Consider the following 17,815-nt stretch of genomic DNA (forward strand, 5'->3'; position numbering starts at 1 on the left):
CATGACTGAATTTGAAAAGATGCAACAGGGTTTAGACTACGATGCGTTAGCACCTGAATTTGGGCCACTGCGTGATAGCGCCTTTGAATTATTGCAGAAAATTAATCAGTCTCAGTTTAGTAAAAGCAAACCTTATGTAGAAGCGCTGTTAAACACTTTAGGCGAAAACAGCATCGTTAGCCCGCCATTTCAGTGCGAGTACGGTAAAAGCATCAGTATTGGCAATGATTGCTTTTTAAACATGGGTATCATCATGTTAGATAATGCGCCTATCAGCATCGGAAATAATGTATTGATTGGCCCGAATGCACAATTTTATACGCCCTCTCATTCTCTCAATTATCTTGAACGCCGAGAGTGGGAAGTACAATGTTTGCCGATTACCGTGGAAGATGATGTTTGGATTGGTGGTAATACGGTTATTTGTCAGGGTGTGACTATTGGTGCTCGTTCAATTATTGCTGCCGGCGCTGTTGTGACCAAAGATGTCGAACCCGATACGCTAGTGGGTGGAATGCCTGCAAAATTTATTAAATCGCTAAACTAAATAGCTTATGTAAATGCACAAGTATTAACCACGAAGGCATGAAGAAAGATCTAAGGTTGCAAAGATCAAAGGGATCTCTTGGTGCTCTCTGTGTAACAAAATGACTTGGAGGTCATTATTTTTAACTAACTGAAGTTCTCGCAACAAAATAAGCGCCTTATCATTTTTCTAAAATAACGTTTATCTAGCGAGAACTCGCCACAAAACGGTTATAGAACAACCATTTTGATCGCTATTTATTCTCTTAATCCGCCCTCATTTTTCAGATCGTGATAAAACCGTACTAACGGTTATTTAACAAGCTGTTAACAAGTTAAATATTTGCTTTAAATCATCGGAAATATTGACATTTACAAGTACCCTTTGCTTTATATTTCATTTACAATTCGCGTTTTTTGATAGTAGAAATAATTATGTTATTAATCGTGCTTTACATTATCGGTATTACTGCGGAAGCGATGACCGGTGCCCTTGCAGCAGGTCGACGCAACATGGATTGGTTTGGTGTTATGTTTGTGGCTAGCATCACTGCAATTGGTGGCGGTACCGTGCGCGATATTATACTTGGCCATTACCCTGTTAGTTGGATAAAACACCCTGAATATATAGTCATTACCTGCGTAGCGGGTGTATTTACGACACTTATTGCCCCTTGGGTGGCACGAAATGAACGCTTATTTATCGCCTTAGATTCAATCGGTTTGATCGTATTTAGTATCATTGGTACACGTGTCGCGTTGGAAATGGGTTTATCGCCGATAATTTGTATGATTGCAGCTGTGGTAACAGGTATTTTTGGGGGGCTATTACGTGACCTTATTTGTCGCCAGCCTCCATTGGTATTACATAAAGAGCTTTATGCTTCTGTTGCATTAATTGCATCCGCTATTTATCTTGCTCAACTGTATTTTGCAGTGGATGACTCTATCGCAATCATTGTGACGCTTGTTGCGGGTTTCTCGTTACGTATTGCTGCATTAAAATTTGCTTGGTCATTACCGGTATTTAGCTTTGAGCATGATGCAAATGAGACTGTGAAATTAAACGATAAAAGCAAGCAAGACAGCCAGTAATAAGTCATTACTTATTGATTTAGTGATTTAGTGATTTAGTGATTTAACATTAATCATAGTTATAAAAAAAGCCAGTGCTAATTATTTAGCACTGGCTTTTTTGTATTCGTTTCTTGGCTTTATACTCTTAGCTTATTTTATGCATCAATTAACCAGCCGTTTTTCACCGCTAAATCAACTTGCTCACAGACATATTGCCATAGTTTTGGGGCACTCAAGGTTAAGTAACTATTACGTGCCAGTACTTGTTCTTTTTTGATCGAGTGTTTTACCCAACTGCCACCTTCATTAGCCATATTTTGAAATAAAGGCAAGATTCTATCCATCGCTTTAGCAAATTGTGCATCAGCTGTTTTGGCCTGTTCAAACTCAATCCACAAGCTTTTCATTTTTTCGCCTTGCTCACCGGGCAATAAACCAAATAAACGCTCTGCAGCGGCAAGCTCTTTAATTTCTTGCGCTTCATGATGATGTGATTCGGCAAAGGCAAATAAATCGCCGGCATCTATTTCAATAATATCGTGAATCAATAACATCAGTGTGACCCGATTAATGTCAATATTATGCTCTGCATACTGTTGTAAAACTTGTGCGACTAACGCGATATGCCAACTATGCTCGGCACTGTTTTCTTGGCGGTTGTTATCAACCTTTACTGTTGTTTGTCGATAAATTGCTTTCAATTGGTCAATCTGAAGTAAAAAATCAAGTTGCTGCTGTAATGCTTTCATCTTCTATCCTATTTAATCGTAATGAGCGTGTTAACTTGATTAATCAACCCAAAATCATGTTGTGTTATTTACTAGCCACGGCTAATAAGCATTTATTTTATAAGGAAATTATACACCTGCTGGTGGCACCTGTATTTTATAATTACACTTTCTATGATGGCTATCAACTGGCGTTTTTGAAATTACGCTCAGGGAGTAAAATAAGCGTGGAAAGACGAGCTCCGCTTATTTACGAAAACCATACTCTTGTAGTATTGCATCATAAGTTCCGTCTTTTTTGATGTCGCTTAACCCTCGATTAAACGCATCCATCATGCTCTCTTTTTCTGGATTGTTACGAGAGGTAATAAGGTGAATGGGAGATATCTGCAGTGGCGGTTTAATAAAGACCACTTCATTGAGTCGATGACTTCCCATCGTTGCGACTTCATAGCGAAAAACATCAAAGGAGATTGAGATCATATCAAGACGTTTTTTAAATAATTTACGTACGTTCAGTATTTGATTTGTCGCCCCCTGCTTATTCAAGTAATCAGCCTGATCAAATGCTTTGCTATTAGCCCAGCCACGGCTAACGCCGATGGTGTAAGGTATCAACTCTTTGAGCTCTTTAAAGTGCGTGAAATTAAGTGTTTTAAGCGCCACCAGTCCAACATTAATATCGTAAATAGGATCGCTATAAAAGTAGCTTTTGTTACGCTCATCAGTGTAATAGGCACCCATTAATATATCTGACTCTCCCATTTCAACTTCTTTCATTGCGCGCTTCCAAGGCACAAACTTTATGTTGGCATTAATACCTGAACGCTTAAATGCGCTGGTGACTATTACCGTGATAACACCGTTATTTTTCATCTCTGAACCGTAGTAAGGCGCCCAATCAACGGTCACCATAGACAGATCTTTTCCATGAAGCGGGGTTAAGCTAGCAATGCACATTAAAATAATCAATGGGGAGTAAAGTAAAATATTTTTCATTTTTACAGTCCTTCATATATTAAAAGATGATCTTAATTATAGAGTAACCATATATTTTCGCAGCTAGCATTCTCCCGGAAAGCTTGAGCATTAATTTTTTAGAGACTTATTCACTGATTTAATTGGAGGATTTTTCATATGGTAACTAAAAATAGTCACTAACATATGACTTTGCTAACGTCAGAAAATACCATCGGGCGGTGGATCTACTTTGTTAACAGCGATAAAGGTATTAGCACGAACCATTGTGAATAATTCGTACTGATTAAAGTGACAGGGAATTATTCAGTTACTGCTGTGCCATTACGTTTATTCTTTTCATGGTACATGGCTTTATCTGCTACAGCGATTAAGGCATCAGTGCTATCGCCATCATTGGGATAAATTGAAAAACCAATGCTACAACTAAGGGAAAGTACTTCATTGTTTATACTAAAAGGATGTTGCAACGTATCCGTAATCGTTTCAATTATTCTTAATACATTATTTTTATTGGTTATATTTTCGAGTAAAATAACAAATTCATCACCTCCTACTCTTGCTACGGTATCAGAGTCACGAATCGACTGCTTTAAACGTAAGGCTGTCTGTACCAGCACCTGATCGCCAATTATATGTCCTTTGCTATCATTAATAAATTTGAATTTATCTAAGTCAATAAATAGTAACGCGAAACAGCTATTATTTCGTTTTGATTGTACGATTAAGTGCTTAAGACGTTCAAAGAGTAAATGTCTATTAGGTATTTTGGTTAGGTGATCGTAATGTGCCAAGTGCTCTAATCGTTGGGTATTGTTGACCCGATCGCTAATATTTCGATTAACACCTAATGCACCAATGATGTGATCATTGGCATCAAAAATAGGTACACACATAGACTCAATCCAACCAATATGACCATCTTTGTGTAGCATTCTTACTTCACCCGTCCATTTACCCACTTTTTCAACCGCAGATATCACTTCTGCCGTAATGTGGTTAGTATCTTCAGGAAGGTGAAGGATGTTAACGGGTTGGCCTATTGCTTCTTCTTTAGAATAACCATAAAGTGATTCAGAACCTTTATTCCAATCCGTTATAATGCCTTGGAGATCGGTAACCACCAGAGCATCAAAAAGATAATCGAAAGCTTTGTTCATTTGTTGAAATGTTTGTGAGTCCATGATGCTATAACCGCTACCTTAAAAGGTGAAGGAAATATTCCTATTCCATAAAATTACCACTAGATTATTATGCGTTAACGAAACAATCAAAATGAATGCTTATTAGTGTGCTCATAAGCAAAGATATAATTAAAAATCACAACATAGCTCTCAGTATGTTGTTCAATACCCCATCAAAAAAGAGATTCGTTCTCGGAGGAATTAATCCTAAGTTATTCTTCTATAAATATGATGAAACACAAGTTTAACGATCGGCGGGATGATTAATAATCATCAAGACAACAATCCTCATTATTATTTCTTATTACCTGTATTTCACAGTATTAGCTAAATGTCAGCTTTAATTATTAGTTTATCCGTAATAAAGGTGCTATTTATTTTTAAATAATCAATGTCTGCGAGGTAAGCAAGATGATGCCCGTTACTGATGTTTTCTATGAAACCTGCATGACCTTTAGCCGCTTCGCTTTGCATGTAATCAACAAGAGTTTGAATTCTTTCTATCATTGTATTGACTATTTTCTGGCGTTGCGTAGTTGATAAACCATAAGCATCAGAAAACTGTTTAGCTCGAGATACCTGCTCTACTAAGTTACCTAAGCAATCAACTAAGTCGGTTTTAAAAGGTGCCCAGCAATAAAGTGCATAAGCGACATCCCAAAGTATTGGCGCCGGATGCGCGGTATCAAAATCAAATATGCCAACGGTTTTTTTATCGATTAACGCCACATTGTAGGGCGCAAAATCCCCATGACAAATAACTTCATGTGGTAAACGGCTGGGTAACATCCACTGTGATTCATCAAACGCACGACTCGTGATAAAAGACACCGTAGCATCGTGGTATTCACGTAATAAACTTACCAGCAGACACTAAAGCTTCTGTTGTTGCGATGTTACCTCGTAAGGGATAGTTGTATACCTCGCCTTGCACATAAGAGAGGATTTCATTGCCACGATTCTCACAACCATTATCATGCAAACTATTAGTATCAGCCCTCTTATTTTCAAAATTATTCTCTTCAAAACTACTATCTTCAAAACCGCTGTCTTCAAAACCATAGGATTTTGGCGCGTTTTCAAAGCCCACGTTGTCCAGATGAGACAATAACTGATGCACTGAAACAGACCAAAAACCACTGGGTCGATAGACTTTATTCTCTGCACGAAAAACCAATCCTTCTCGCCCGCCTTTTAGCTCTTCCATTGTGTTTCCTTTTGATGCGCTTGAATTCACTTATATCCCTATTCATTCAAATTGTTCATATTGTGGCAAGCGTTTGTCTATGCAATACCAATTGGCTTTTTGAGAAACCCAAATGTGTTCTTTCTCTACTGAATCTAGGGCGCTGTCTAAAGAGCCTAAACGCAGAATAACATGTTGAGTATTGTCTCTTTTGGCATAAAGTTGAGTGCCACAGTGAGTACAAAAGTAACGGTGTTTTCCGACTGAGGATTGATAAGACTTTATATGTGTTTTATCTAACAATTTGAAATCATTATCTTGCACTGGTGCAACACTTGAAAATGCACTGCCATGTGCTTTTCTACAAGTTATACAATGACAGTGAACAATGTCGCCCACGGGGCCGGAAATTTCATATTTAACTAAACCACAAAGACAACTTCCATGAATCATAAATATACTCGTTAGGTTATGTGTCTACTTAAAAGATAGAATCGATGATAATCGGCAAGTTACCCCGGACTTATAACGAGACAACTGAGTAGTAAGGTTTATAAATTCTTTTCAAGAATATGGGTTTCTAATCCATCTAGGCTATGTTGGTTTTTCTTTTCCCAGTATTTTTTAATGCTTTCTTCGCCTTGTTTAGTTGACCACTCTTTAAGTTGATTTCTATCTTCTTCATAACTCAATAAAGGCACTGACATGCCACATGAATTTTGAACAAGATCAACCTCTACATCAAATATTTGCCTCGCCCCAGGTAATGGCGAAAAATGAGAATATAAGTCATCCCACTCATTGTCGTTATGATGAATCACCTTAGCTTGGCCGTATAGGCGTAAAATATTAGGGCTACCATCGAAGGCTAAAAACATAATGGTCATGCGCTTATCGATTTGTACATGGGCAGCTGTTTCATTGCCACTGCCGGTAACATTAAGCCAAATGACTCTATTGGGGCCAAGTACTTTAAATGAGTCCATGCCTTTCGGTGAAATGCTTACTCGGCTATCTTGTGTTGCCGTGCCGACAAAATACATTTTCTGATTTTCTATAAATTCGATATTTTTATCGGATATTGATAAGTATTGTTTACCCATGCCAAAGCCCCTATATGAGATTTACTGAGTTGATTGATGTGTTGTTTGAATAAGATTAACAACTGATTGATTAGTTGTTATGCCCATTTCACTCACTAACTGAACAACTTTACCTGCAACCACCAGCCAAAACAACAACCAAACATCAAATAAGCACCAAAAACAGAGCGTGATCTGATTAGTAAATTGCGTTTTAAGTGTTTCATTTACCTAGATTAATGTCGATAAAGGTTATATATGAGAAATTGATGTATTGATGGGCTGTTAGCGTTAACAGTCATAGGAAAGTGTGGTGGGATTAAAACGTTTATGTCCACCAGCAACATAAACGTTAAACAAACAATTAGACCCGATTTTTTAAGTGTGGCATCAAAAGGCAGGACTAAAGTCCCACTTCCAAAAACAGGCTAATTGTTCCTCGGAAGTGTGACGGAATTAAAACGTTTATGCCCACCAGAGGCATAAACGTTCAACAAAAATTCAGGCGGTCTTACAGGCTAATTTATAATAATTGTTATTGTTAAATTCAAAGTGTTTAATCACTTTTAACGATGTTTTTCTAGTATGTGCTTCATACGAACGTGGGTTCACTTTATTGATAAAAGTCACCATGATCGGATAACGTGCCGACATTTTTGCTAACGAAAACTCAAAAACACGCTCAAATACCCCTTGTCCTCTTACGGACTTATCGACACAGACAGGGCCATATTGATAAGAGTTCTCTTTAGTGATGGTTTGCTCTAAACAACAAGCGTCATGCAAGTTTTTAATCATAAATTGAAACAGTGGCCATTGAGCCCAAAAGTCCCAAGATGCAGCCATTGCATAAGCGACTATTTTATTATCGACACAGGCAATAAACAGCCCTCTTTCACTTTCAATTAAACTTGATAGATGCTCTTTAGTAAACGCGGTTGTGATAAAGCCATCGGACTTATCTTCATCGCGAATAGAGTCAATTTGATAACGATAATGCAATGTTAATACTTCGTCTATATCATCCAATGTTGCTACTTTTAATTCAATATTCATACTTACCTTACTCGAAGAAGACGTGTTTTAAATGGATTATTCTTATTGTTAACATGAATAACGAAACTACATGCCCGGACCACCAATATCACTTGAACCATAGGATTTAGGATCAGGTGCGGCGCCAATATGCAGTTGGCCTTTACTGGCTTTTATCACCAGTGGGAGAAAAACTAAACTTGCTACTAAGACAATAAAGCCGAGTAACATATTCCCGCTTAGAAAAAGATAGAGCGTAAAAGCAATAAACAATGTACTGACAAATCCTAATAGGATTTTTTTCATAACTGTCTCCTGTAAATAGCTAACCTTATAACGATAAATACACGATAAGGTCTTGAGCTTCTATTCGGTTTCTTTCTTGATATTACCTAAACATTTTTCTTAAAAATACAGACTTTGATTTATTTAGTAAAGGACTGAACTTCATCAATCGTTAAGTAACGCCATTGCCCTTCTTCAACATCTAAACAAATATCGCCAATTTTCTCTCTATGTAATGTAACAACACGATTACCGACCGCAGCAAACATACGTTTGACCTGGTGGAACTTCCCCTGTGTGATGGTTAGCAATACTTCTTTAGGCGTAATCACCTTTAATATCGCCGGCAAGGTTAATTGTTGCTCCCCCTGTAATTGCACACCGTGTAAAAACGTTTCAGCAACCTGTTCTTTTATCTCTCGCGATAAACCAACACGATAAACCTTGCTGCAATTTTTACTTGGCACGGTAATATTAAATGACCAACGCCCATCATCGGTAATTAATATCAGACCCGTGGTATCGGCATCTAAACGTCCTGCAATATGCAATTCTGAGACGTTATCAACCATCAGACCATTAAGCACAGAGGGATAAGCTTCATCGATATTAGAACAAATAGTCGCCGCGGGTTTGTGCATCATAATATAACGAAACGGGCGCGCAGTCAGTTTCTCGCCCGCTAGCATAATGGTATTATTTTCGTGAACTTGCACAGCTTCATCGGTAAACACATGCCCATTAATACAGAGCTCGCCACTTTGAATTGCGAAGATAGCTTGGGCTTTTGTTAACGCAGTACTTTTACAGACAAATTTATCAAGACGCATAATGAGTAACACTAAATAGAGGAGAGAAAGCGTTATATTATGCTTTCTCTAGGGGGATTATCAACACATAGTAGGGATTTCTAGTTTGAATAACGAAAAGAACGCTTAATTAATAGGCCCTGTTCTTGTTTTTTAGTTTTTGCACTAACCAGTACAAAGTCACCCGAGTAAACGACAGGAATAGTTTCCTTTTTACCTTCAAGCACAAGTTTAACCGCTTCAGCCATCGCAACACCGTTATCATCATTCATACGCATCACGGTGACCGCCAATTCCCCTTTCTCAATGGCTTTTAGCTCTGATTCACCGCCACCCCAACCATTTACTAGGATGTCTCGACGCTGTAGCGCGTGTAATGCTTTACTGGTACCGAGGGCAATATCTGTAGAGGCAGCATAGATAAATTTAATATCCGGATTCTTCTTCACTAATGCCAGGGTTTTACGGTAAGCGTCCCCTTGTGTGGCTTTAGTATGAACATGGCTGATTAGCTCAAAATTGGGTTGGCGCTCCATGATGCTAACAAAACTAGCACTGCGCACTTCACTGATATAACCAGGATAATAATCGTTAATAGCAAATTTACATGGCCTGAAATGTTGCAGGAAATAATCGGCTAATAATTTTGTCCCCGTGACATGGTCAAACCCCACATAGAGCAAAGGCTGGTAGTCTTTCCACTTTATTCTTGGGTTAGTGACATTTTGAATAATCACTTTGGTTTTTTTGTTTTTTAATACTTTTTCAAGTAACTCAATGTCAGTGTTAGCTCCAATGGTTAATATTAAAAAATCGGGTTCAGAGAGTAGTATCTTTTGTAATATTTTTTGTTGTTGATTATTCGAACCATGCAATTTTGTATCGTAGACCTTCAGCGAATATTTAACATTCAAAGCATCAAGCCTTGCTTCAAAAGCAATAACACTACGTCGCCAATAATCAGAAACTTGTCGGCTTGGATAAATAATGGCAATACGAACAGGGGAAGTTTGATTAACTGTTAGCGGAATAGCATCCACACGAATTTGCTCAGAAAAATTATCCATTAATTTTTTTTGTAATGGATGCTGTTGCACAAAATCGTCTAATAACCAATAGTGGTGACCATGGGTTACCGAGCTAGCAACAAGAAAAACGAAAAGTAAAAATAATTTTTTCATGGTAAGTGACGTCTCCTCTCTAGCATGATGGTTATAACAACCTGTATAGAGCTCATCAATTGAGCCCAAAATTTCAACAACTGCACTGCATTCACTGAGTTAATTTATGTTTGTTTATCTCAATAAACATTATACAAATAAAATATAACGCATCTTATACTGTTTTCATAAAAAGTCAGCTTTAAATGCTTTTAATTGGACAATATTTAGCAATAAAAAATGTTTGCTGATTTAATAAACGAGGCTTAAGTGTAAATTCTCTCTATACACCTTTAAGCACTGAGCCCTAACCGCTAACAACATTAAATACTCGCCGTTACCACACGATTCTTGCCAAGATTTTTTGCCTGATATAAGTTCCTATCCGCACGATTAATCAAATTCAGCTTGGCTTCATTAGTCAACCTTTCTACTACACCAAAGCTTGCGCTAATAGAAATCTCGACATCATTAACCGTGATGACTTTTGATGCGATAAGCACGCGTAATCGTTCTGCAATCTCGCTAGCAATAGCAAGCGTCGTATTAGGTAACAATAAGATGAACTCTTCCCCGCCCCAGCGGCAGGTTAAGTCATTCTCGCGTCGGCCCTTTAATAGTATTTATGAAATGGCTTTAATTATGCGATCACCGGCATTGTGCCCATAGGTATCATTCTCTTTTTTGAAATCATCAATATCTAACAGGATCAATGACACAGTAGCAGCAGGTTTTGTGGTGATATCCGTAAAGTAGGAATCTAAGACTTGTCTGGTGGATGTTTTTGTTAAAACGTCTGTGGTCGCCAATGTCTCTAGTTGCTGTTGATAGTTACCCAAAATACGATTCGCGATATATACCAAAACGGCAGTGATCATCAGTCCTAAGAAGATGTTACTCCACAATGAATGCTTTATTGTCTCTTGCCCTTCATAGCCACTTTGCTCAACAATAAGGTACCAGCCAAATTCTGGGACAAAGCGACTGTTAAGATAAACACTATTGCCATTATGCGTATAGGAAATATGGCCTCTACTGCGATTTAAAATGTCTTCAGAAAATGACGCGACTGCTTTTTTATCAAAAAATCATCAGGACCACGATAGCCCTTGCCACTTAATGTAATTAATCCTTTTGGGTCCATAAAATAAACCGTTCGATTATATTTTCTTTGATATTGCTCAATCAATGCTTGTGCTTTTTGAACCGCCAAGCCAATGCCAATTAATCCAATAAACTGATTTTTATAATCTTTCATTTTGTAGTTAACATAGATAACCGTGGTACTGCTATCCACACTATCATTATCCACATTGATTTCGTAATCTTGCTCGTTAGGTAAGGCGCGGGCACGGAAGTACCAATCATCCTGTTTATCGGTTGGCTTAACCGTTTTTACCACCCCACCAGCGTGGTAATATTGACGTGTTTTTTCAGAAACAAAGAAACTGGTTTCTGCCCCATAGCGCTGTTTTATTTCACGCAGATAATCAATGAAGACTTGTTTATCTTGTTCGCCATTAATCACCCAGTTTCGTACAAAGACATTTTGCGCCATGACAGATGAAATTAAGATAGGTCGTAATAAATCGTTTTGAATTTCAGAGTAAATATTATCCCCCGTGAGCGGTTGAATTTTATCTAATAGTTGACGACTCATGGCGTTATGAGCGACCAGATAGCAAGTATAACTAACAACCAAAAAAGCAATCATCATCAACATTGAAAGCATGATAATAATACGTTTTTTCATCTTTTTAAAAAGTGGGATAACCATTTCTAAGCACACTCATATTAAATGACATGTAAGCAGTATAGTTATTTTGACAAATAAACAACAAATAAAAGGCAAGATAAGTCGGTAAGGTGAATCAGTAAGGAGAATCATGTTGCAGTAATCGCTAATTTTCTTCCTACATCCTCATGTAGTCCTGCTTGGTGTTGTTCATGCTGATTGTCATTGTGTTATTACTTCTTATTTTTTTGCTTACTGTTACCATAAGGCGCTTATTGATAAGCAAACTTATAATGCTTGATCACTCCCCCATAGAAGGTAACAACAGTGGACGCTTTTACTTCCAGTCAGACTGACAGTTCAGAATTAAGATCACACCCTTGGACTGCAATGCAAAATGACCAAACCAGTGTTTACATGGACTTTAAGAAAAATCCTAAATTAATACGTCAGTCCTTAGAGGATTTTATCCCTTTAAAGAAATGGGACTTTGTAGAATCATTTTATGCCTTAGTAGAGTGGATAAACAGCCCGCAATCAGTACTTGAAAGCAATGATTGCACTTTTAATGTCGCGCAACAAAATACAGATAATCAATACCCATACGCGCAGAAATGCAGCGCGCGTTTAATGATTTTATTTCGCGATATACCCGAGAATTGTCAACAAAGAAGTATCGATTGGCTGATGCAAAACATACTGCAATCCGTAGCCAGTACTAAGCAGGGTTTTAAAGCGGGCGCTATTTGTCTCTCACAAAATGAAACCTGCTACCTCGCGTTAGGTGATAGCCCCGATACCGGCGGCATGGGTTTGCAAATCGTATTAACCTTCTTTGCTTATGGTAAAAACGATAAACGCTGTTATGAAAACATGGAGCAAGTGATTAGCCATGCACACGACTGTTTAAAAAAAGTGAATAAAAAAATTGTAAATGGCGAGTTGGATGCTATTTACGGCTAGCTAAGTACCTTTATTTTTCCATAAAGTTATATTTACAAACGTATACATTGGCTCCTTTCGTATACGTTTGTAAGACTTAAAACAAAGTTTAAATACCACCGCGTGTTAACTTTTCAGGATCCAATAACGTCTCAAGTTGTGCATAGGATAACTCAGTCTCTTCATCTGCAACATCCAAAACAGGTCGTCCTTCTTTATAAGCTTTTTTGGCGATAAAGGCGGCTTTCTCATAACCAATAATCGGGTTTAATGCAGTCACTAAGATTGGATTCCGTGATAACGCAGCTTTCAGCGCGTCTTCGTTTACGGTGAAAGTACTAATTGCTTTATCTGCCAGTAATTGACTGACATTAGCCAGTAACTCAATACTGCTTAATAAGTTATGAGCAATAACCGGTAACATAACATTCAATTCAAAATTACCTGACTGTCCTGCGATGGTGATCGTTGCATCGTTACCAATGACTTGTGCCGCTACCATCGCTGTTGCCTCTGGAATAACGGGATTCACTTTACCCGGCATAATAGACGACCCCGGTTGAAGTGCTTCTAATGCAATTTCACCTAAGCCTGCTAATGGGCCGGAATTCATCCAACGTAAATCATTGGCGATTTTCATTAATGAGACAGCCAGTGTTTTAAGCTGACCCGATAGCGCCACGGCAATATCTTGGGTGCCGATATGCATAAACAGGTTATCGGCGGGCGTGAATTCAAGTTCAGTTAATTGGCTGATCTGTTTACTAAATTCAACCGAGAAATCAGGGTGTGCATTAATGCCTGTGCCCACTGCCGTACCACCTTGTGCCAGGCTTTGTAATACGGGTTGTTGTAACTGTAGAGAGTTAATATTTTGGTCTATTTGACTCGCCCAACTTAATAAACTTTGACTTAATCTGACGGGCATCGCATCCATTAAATGTGTACGCCCCGTTTTAATATGGTGATCAACCGTTGCGGCTTTGTCTTTTATCGCTGTTGATAAATGTTCAAGTGCGGGTAACAGACACTTTTCAAGCTCAATGGCCGCACTGATATGAATAGTGCTAGGGATAATATCATTACTGCTTTGCCCATAATTAATATGGTCGTTCGCCCCTACTTTCTGTTGCAATTTTTTACTAGCAAGTGACGAAAGTACTTCATTAGCATTCATGTTAGAACTTGTGCCTGAACCCGTTTGGTAAACATCGACAGGGAAATGACGTAACAGGTTTTCATCGTCTAATAAGTCATTAACAGCTTCAATGATCGCCTGTGCCATCTCATTCGGAATAAGCCCCAGTGTTGCATTTGCTGAAGCCGCTGCAGATTTCGCCAACAGTAACGCTTCTATAAAGGCCTTTGGCATGGTTTGGCCACTAATAGGGAAGTTGTTCACCGCTCTTTGAGTTTGCGCGCCATATAATGCATCACTCGGTACTGCCAACTTGCCCATACTATCGTGTTCAATTCGAGTGCTCATCATGTTTTCCTTTAGTCATGTTTGTTATGTTCATTGAGTAGAAGCAACTTCATTGTTAAACGTTACTATTAATTATTGACTACTGACTACTGATTACTGGCGGATCTTAACGCTACATAGAGATTATTTAATTGAACCTGTTGTTTTTTAGTCGTTACTAAGCGCTGTAATCCAAGCAGTGGTTTATTGATATTGTCTAAACACCAACTACGCCAGTGTTCGATGACCGTTTCATCGTAAAGTGTTTCGATTAAAAGCTGACACTGCGCATGATACATTTGCCTTTTAGAGTCTGTATCTTGTTGATGCGACACTTGCTCCATGGCAAACCAAATATTAAGTAAATTAGGGTTGTTAGCTTCTTTACCGTAACGAACAGTATGGCGTATTTGGTTAATTTCAGGTTCTTGAACAGTAAACATCTTAAATGATTGAGTCATAATCCAACTTCTTTTTATGATAATGATTCTCACTATCATATTTATAATGAAAAATATGTCAAGTGATCAAGTCAAATTCACATTAACGATACGTGCAAGTATCTCAAGCCAACACTTTCATTTAGACTAAATATATCAATAAAGTCTAACCTTCAGGTGAAAATAATATGTCTAAATCGATGCCGAGTCTTAGCGCCACGTTATCCAAGCCTTACACTGATTTAATCGCTGACTTACAACGTCACATAGATAAAAAACGCATTATTACCGATCTCACCTTAATGTTTGCTTATGGCACAGATGCCAGCTTTTATCGTCTTGTGCCTAAGGTCGTTTTACAATTACAAAGCGTGCAGGAAGTGATATTAACGCTTAAAGCCTGCCAGCAAAGAAACATTGCGCTAACGTTTCGAGCGGCCGGTACTAGCCTTTCTGGACAAGCGTTATCTGATTCGGTGTTAATCACTCTGACCCACCAGCATTGGCGTGGACATAAAATATTAAATAACGGCGAACAAATCAGCTTACAGCCGGGCATGATTGGCGCACAAGCGAATAAGCTACTGGCGCCTTACCAGCGTAAAATAGGCCCGGATCCCGCTTCAATCAATACCTGTAAAATTGGTGGCATCGCTGCTAATAACTCTTCTGGTATGTGCTGCGGGACGGCGCAAAACAGTTACAATACTTTAGTGGGTATGACAGTAGTACTTGCAGATGGCACGTTATTAAATACCTTGGATGAAACAAGCGTAAGCGCCTTTAAAGTTAGCCATCACACATTGTTAGCGTCGTTATCGCAACTGGCACAGACATGTCGCGCCAATACTCAACTAGCAGATAAAATCAGACACAAATATCGCCTTAAAAACACCACAGGTTACAGCCTTAATGCGCTAATCGATTACCAGGATCCCATTGATATATTACAACACCTGTTTATTGGCTCTGAGGGTACACTTGGCTTTATTGCAGACGTTACTTACCATACGGTGATCGACCATCAATACAAAGCGACCGCGTTATACCTCTTTTCTGATATTGAACAAACCTGTCTTGCGGTAAGCGCACTGAAACACACAGAAGTAGCCGCTGTTGAATTAATGGATAACCGCTCCTTAAGTTCAGTCGCTTCAAAACCGGGTATGCCCGACTTTATAGCGCAACTTGAAAAAGATAAAGATAGTGAATCGGGTGCTCTATTAATTGAAATACATGCATCATCACAAGCACTCTTAGACAAACAGATCGCACAGATTGAAACCTTACTTGCCACCTTTACCCCCACAGAGCAAATCGACTTTAGTAGCGATGCTGCTATTTATGCTCAACTATGGGCCATTCGCAAAGAGCTATTTCCCGCTGTTGGTGCCGTGCGAGAGTCAGGTACTACAGTTATTATTGAAGATGTGGCTTTTCCCGCTGCACAGTTAGCCCCTGCCGTTCGTGATTTACAAACGTTATTCAAAAAATATAACTACCATGAAGCGATTATATTTGGTCATGCGTTAGATGGTAATCTGCACTTTGTCTTTACACAGGCATTTGAAACACAAGCAGAGATACAACGTTATAGTGATTTCATGAATGAGGTGACCAAGCTGGTTGCTATCGATTATCAAGGGTCGCTAAAAGCAGAACATGGTACAGGCCGTAACATGGCGCCGTTTATTGAACTTGAATGGGGGAAAGACGGATTTGAGTTGATGCAACAGATTAAAAGCATCTTTGATAAACACACGATATTAAATCCAGGTGTGATCATCAATGCCGATGAAAACTGTCATTTAAGCGATTTAAAAACCATGTCTTGCGCCGATGAATTAGTTGATAAATGCATTGAATGTGGCTTTTGTGAACCTGTTTGTCCCTCACAATCCTTGTCTTTAACACCTAGGCAACGTATTAGCGTATACCGTGAAATCAGCCGTTTAAAAAAGACAAATGAAGATCCTGATCGTTTGTCCGCCATGCAAACCTCATTTCAGTACTTAGGCATTGATAGCTGCGCAGCCACGGGCCTTTGCGCAACATGTTGTCCGGTTGATATTAATACCGGTGATTTAGTGCGTAAATTGCGTGGTCAACATTCGACGCAGGCAAAACCCATGGCAAACTTAATCGCACATTGGACAAGCGAGCATTTAGGCGTTGTTACCAAAGCCACGCGACTTGCCTTATCAGCGGCTAATACGGCGCACGACCTACTTGGCAGCAATAACCTCTCTCGTTTAAGCGCGATCACACATAAGCTAAGCCTCGGTAAAATACCGCAGTGGACAACACAGTTCCCGCGCTCTGCCGGTAAGCTAACAATATTAGCCATTAAAAATGCAAGTGATATAAAAAGTGATAAAAGAAGTAATAGAAAAGTGGTTTACTTCCCAAGCTGTGTAACACGTAGCATGGGCACCGCAAAAGGTGCGCTTGATAATCGCCCGCTGACAGAGGTGACACAATCGTTATTACTCAAAGCCGGTTATGACATTATATTACCCACACAGCTCGACGATAAATGTTGTGGCATGCCCTTTAAGAGCAAAGGTTTCGATAAAACAGCACAACAAAAAGCACAACAACTTGAAGCTGCATTATGGCAAGCGTCAGAACAAGGAAAGTACCCTATTTTGATGGATACCAGCCCCTGTGCAACAACCAGTATCGAAGCGATGAACACATCCCTTAATATTTTTGAACCCTTTCGTTTTGTTGCAGAACATGTAATGCCCCATATTACAATCACTGCACAAGCTGAGCCTATTATGCTGCATATCACCTGCTCATCTCGACAACAAGGTTTAGCCGGCGTGATGGAAAGCGTCAGTCGTGCATGCTCTACTAATGTCATTATTCCGGAGGATATTTTCTGTTGTGGTTTTGCGGGCGATAAAGGTTTTACCCTGCCCGAATTAAACGCTTCAGCATTACAAACGCTAAAACAACAGATTCCCGACAATTGCAGTGAAGGTTACTCTAATAGCCGAACCTGTGAAATTGGATTATCACAGCACGGCAATATCGAATATCGCTCTATTTTGTATTTGTTAGATAAAGTGAGCAGTGCAAAAGCGCATGCAGTCTCTGAGGAAGTGCTTGTTTAGCGACATTATTTTACCCCATTAATGCGCTAAATAGACAAAATCCACAACAGCTGTATACAAAC

At 39.0% G+C, this 17,815-nt stretch carries 18 protein-coding genes and 1 pseudogene; 4 read left to right on the plus strand and 15 right to left on the minus strand.

All coding sequences use genetic code 11. From position 1 onward, the window contains the following. The first annotated feature begins 1 nt into the window (after position 1). Together CXF74_RS17110 and CXF74_RS17115 are read left to right on the plus strand one after the other, a co-directional pair. Entirely contained in the window at positions 2 to 547 is a 546-nt protein-coding gene (locus tag CXF74_RS17110; RefSeq protein WP_101083745.1) for a sugar O-acetyltransferase, read from the plus strand. Positions 548 to 960: 413 nt separating this feature from the next. Continuing rightward, complete coding sequence (locus CXF74_RS17115) at positions 961 to 1,620, plus strand: trimeric intracellular cation channel family protein (protein WP_101083746.1); 660 nt, start codon at positions 961 to 963, stop codon at positions 1,618 to 1,620. 137 nt (positions 1,621 to 1,757) lie between these two features. Here CXF74_RS17115 and CXF74_RS17120 read toward each other — a convergent pair whose 3' ends face one another. The 13 genes and pseudogenes from CXF74_RS17120 to CXF74_RS17180 form a co-directional block, all read right to left on the minus strand. Further along, on the minus strand, positions 1,758 to 2,351 hold the full coding sequence (locus CXF74_RS17120) for an HD domain-containing protein (protein WP_101083747.1): 594 nt from the start codon (positions 2,349 to 2,351) through the stop codon (positions 1,758 to 1,760). A 225-nt stretch (positions 2,352 to 2,576) separates the two neighbouring features. Further along, entirely contained in the window at positions 2,577 to 3,329 is a 753-nt protein-coding gene (locus CXF74_RS17125) for a substrate-binding periplasmic protein (RefSeq protein ID WP_198552898.1), read from the minus strand. A 281-nt stretch (positions 3,330 to 3,610) separates the two neighbouring features. Further along, on the minus strand, positions 3,611 to 4,492 hold the full coding sequence (locus CXF74_RS17130) for a sensor domain-containing diguanylate cyclase (protein WP_101083748.1): 882 nt from the start codon (positions 4,490 to 4,492) through the stop codon (positions 3,611 to 3,613). Between the two features lie 327 nt (positions 4,493 to 4,819). After that, a complete protein-coding gene (locus tag CXF74_RS22235) occupies positions 4,820 to 5,323 on the minus strand; it encodes a phosphotransferase (protein ID WP_198552899.1) in 504 nt (167 codons plus the stop codon). 16 nt (positions 5,324 to 5,339) lie between these two features. Continuing rightward, positions 5,340 to 5,729, minus strand: a complete 390-nt coding sequence (locus CXF74_RS22240) for a hypothetical protein (RefSeq protein WP_198552900.1) — start codon at positions 5,727 to 5,729, stop codon at positions 5,340 to 5,342. Between the two features lie 12 nt (positions 5,730 to 5,741). Continuing rightward, entirely contained in the window at positions 5,742 to 6,131 is a 390-nt protein-coding gene (locus tag CXF74_RS17140) for a GFA family protein (RefSeq protein ID WP_101083749.1), read from the minus strand. A 98-nt stretch (positions 6,132 to 6,229) separates the two neighbouring features. After that, the gene (locus tag CXF74_RS17145) at positions 6,230 to 6,781 is read right to left on the minus strand and encodes a pyridoxamine 5'-phosphate oxidase family protein (RefSeq protein WP_101083750.1); all 552 of its coding nucleotides are present in this window, start codon (positions 6,779 to 6,781) and stop codon (positions 6,230 to 6,232) included. Between the two features lie 480 nt (positions 6,782 to 7,261). Then, positions 7,262 to 7,816, minus strand: coding sequence for a GNAT family acetyltransferase (locus tag CXF74_RS17150; RefSeq protein WP_198552901.1), 555 nt, complete (start codon positions 7,814 to 7,816; stop codon positions 7,262 to 7,264). Positions 7,817 to 7,882: 66 nt separating this feature from the next. Next, a complete protein-coding gene (locus CXF74_RS17155; protein ID WP_101083751.1) occupies positions 7,883 to 8,101 on the minus strand; it encodes a hypothetical protein in 219 nt (72 codons plus the stop codon). 119 nt (positions 8,102 to 8,220) lie between these two features. Continuing rightward, positions 8,221 to 8,910 carry a pseudouridine synthase gene (locus tag CXF74_RS17160; RefSeq protein ID WP_101083752.1) on the minus strand — a complete coding sequence of 230 codons (690 nt, stop codon included), beginning with the start codon at positions 8,908 to 8,910 and terminating at the stop codon, positions 8,221 to 8,223. Positions 8,911 to 8,990: 80 nt separating this feature from the next. Beyond that, positions 8,991 to 10,070 carry a substrate-binding domain-containing protein gene (locus CXF74_RS17165; protein ID WP_101083753.1) on the minus strand — a complete coding sequence of 360 codons (1,080 nt, stop codon included), beginning with the start codon at positions 10,068 to 10,070 and terminating at the stop codon, positions 8,991 to 8,993. Between the two features lie 302 nt (positions 10,071 to 10,372). Then, positions 10,373 to 10,927: pseudogene (locus tag CXF74_RS22670) on the minus strand (GGDEF domain-containing protein). 164 nt (positions 10,928 to 11,091) lie between these two features. After that, a complete protein-coding gene (locus CXF74_RS17180; RefSeq protein WP_101083756.1) occupies positions 11,092 to 11,826 on the minus strand; it encodes a cache domain-containing protein in 735 nt (244 codons plus the stop codon). A 285-nt stretch (positions 11,827 to 12,111) separates the two neighbouring features. On the opposite strand from CXF74_RS17180, the gene CXF74_RS17185 reads away from it, so the two are divergent. Further along, the gene (locus tag CXF74_RS17185; RefSeq protein ID WP_101083757.1) at positions 12,112 to 12,747 is read left to right on the plus strand and encodes a hypothetical protein; all 636 of its coding nucleotides are present in this window, start codon (positions 12,112 to 12,114) and stop codon (positions 12,745 to 12,747) included. 88 nt (positions 12,748 to 12,835) lie between these two features. Here the strand turns inward: CXF74_RS17185 and CXF74_RS17190 are convergent, their stop codons facing one another. Together CXF74_RS17190 and CXF74_RS17195 are read right to left on the minus strand one after the other, a co-directional pair. Then, on the minus strand, positions 12,836 to 14,215 hold the full coding sequence (locus CXF74_RS17190; RefSeq protein WP_198552902.1) for a class II fumarate hydratase: 1,380 nt from the start codon (positions 14,213 to 14,215) through the stop codon (positions 12,836 to 12,838). A gap of 83 nt (positions 14,216 to 14,298) precedes the next feature. Then, positions 14,299 to 14,652 (minus strand): hypothetical protein, encoded by a 354-nt coding sequence (locus CXF74_RS17195; protein WP_101083759.1) that lies wholly within the window; start codon positions 14,650 to 14,652, stop codon positions 14,299 to 14,301. Positions 14,653 to 14,819: 167 nt separating this feature from the next. Here CXF74_RS17195 and CXF74_RS17200 point away from each other — a divergent pair, with 167 nt between their 5' ends. Beyond that, positions 14,820 to 17,753, plus strand: coding sequence for an FAD-binding and (Fe-S)-binding domain-containing protein (locus CXF74_RS17200; RefSeq protein WP_232772564.1), 2,934 nt, complete (start codon positions 14,820 to 14,822; stop codon positions 17,751 to 17,753). Positions 17,754 to 17,815: the final 62 nt, after the last annotated feature.

Origin of the sequence: Psychromonas sp. Urea-02u-13 (assembly GCF_002835995.1) — a bacterium.
Taxonomy (GTDB): domain Bacteria; phylum Pseudomonadota; class Gammaproteobacteria; order Enterobacterales; family Psychromonadaceae; genus Psychromonas.

Bases quoted from the DNA above. Each gene is read 5' to 3' on its own strand.
- CXF74_RS17110 (WP_101083745.1), top strand. From the start codon at position 2: ATGACTGAATTTGAAAAGATGCAACAGGGTTTAGACTACGATGCGTTA.
- CXF74_RS17115 (WP_101083746.1), top strand. From the start codon at position 961: ATGTTATTAATCGTGCTTTACATTATCGGTATTACTGCGGAAGCGATG.
- CXF74_RS17120 (WP_101083747.1), bottom strand. From the start codon at position 2,351: ATGAAAGCATTACAGCAGCAACTTGATTTTTTACTTCAGATTGACCAA.
- CXF74_RS17125 (WP_198552898.1), bottom strand. From the start codon at position 3,329: ATGAAAAATATTTTACTTTACTCCCCATTGATTATTTTAATGTGCATT.
- CXF74_RS17130 (WP_101083748.1), bottom strand. From the start codon at position 4,492: ATGGACTCACAAACATTTCAACAAATGAACAAAGCTTTCGATTATCTT.
- CXF74_RS17140 (WP_101083749.1), bottom strand. From the start codon at position 6,131: ATGATTCATGGAAGTTGTCTTTGTGGTTTAGTTAAATATGAAATTTCC.
- CXF74_RS17145 (WP_101083750.1), bottom strand. From the start codon at position 6,781: ATGGGTAAACAATACTTATCAATATCCGATAAAAATATCGAATTTATA.
- CXF74_RS17150 (WP_198552901.1), bottom strand. From the start codon at position 7,816: ATGAATATTGAATTAAAAGTAGCAACATTGGATGATATAGACGAAGTA.
- CXF74_RS17155 (WP_101083751.1), bottom strand. From the start codon at position 8,101: ATGAAAAAAATCCTATTAGGATTTGTCAGTACATTGTTTATTGCTTTT.
- CXF74_RS17160 (WP_101083752.1), bottom strand. From the start codon at position 8,910: ATGCGTCTTGATAAATTTGTCTGTAAAAGTACTGCGTTAACAAAAGCC.
- CXF74_RS17165 (WP_101083753.1), bottom strand. From the start codon at position 10,070: ATGAAAAAATTATTTTTACTTTTCGTTTTTCTTGTTGCTAGCTCGGTA.
- CXF74_RS17180 (WP_101083756.1), bottom strand. From the start codon at position 11,826: ATGGTTATCCCACTTTTTAAAAAGATGAAAAAACGTATTATTATCATG.
- CXF74_RS17190 (WP_198552902.1), bottom strand. From the start codon at position 14,215: ATGATGAGCACTCGAATTGAACACGATAGTATGGGCAAGTTGGCAGTA.
- CXF74_RS17195 (WP_101083759.1), bottom strand. From the start codon at position 14,652: ATGACTCAATCATTTAAGATGTTTACTGTTCAAGAACCTGAAATTAAC.
- CXF74_RS17200 (WP_232772564.1), top strand. From the start codon at position 14,820: ATGTCTAAATCGATGCCGAGTCTTAGCGCCACGTTATCCAAGCCTTAC.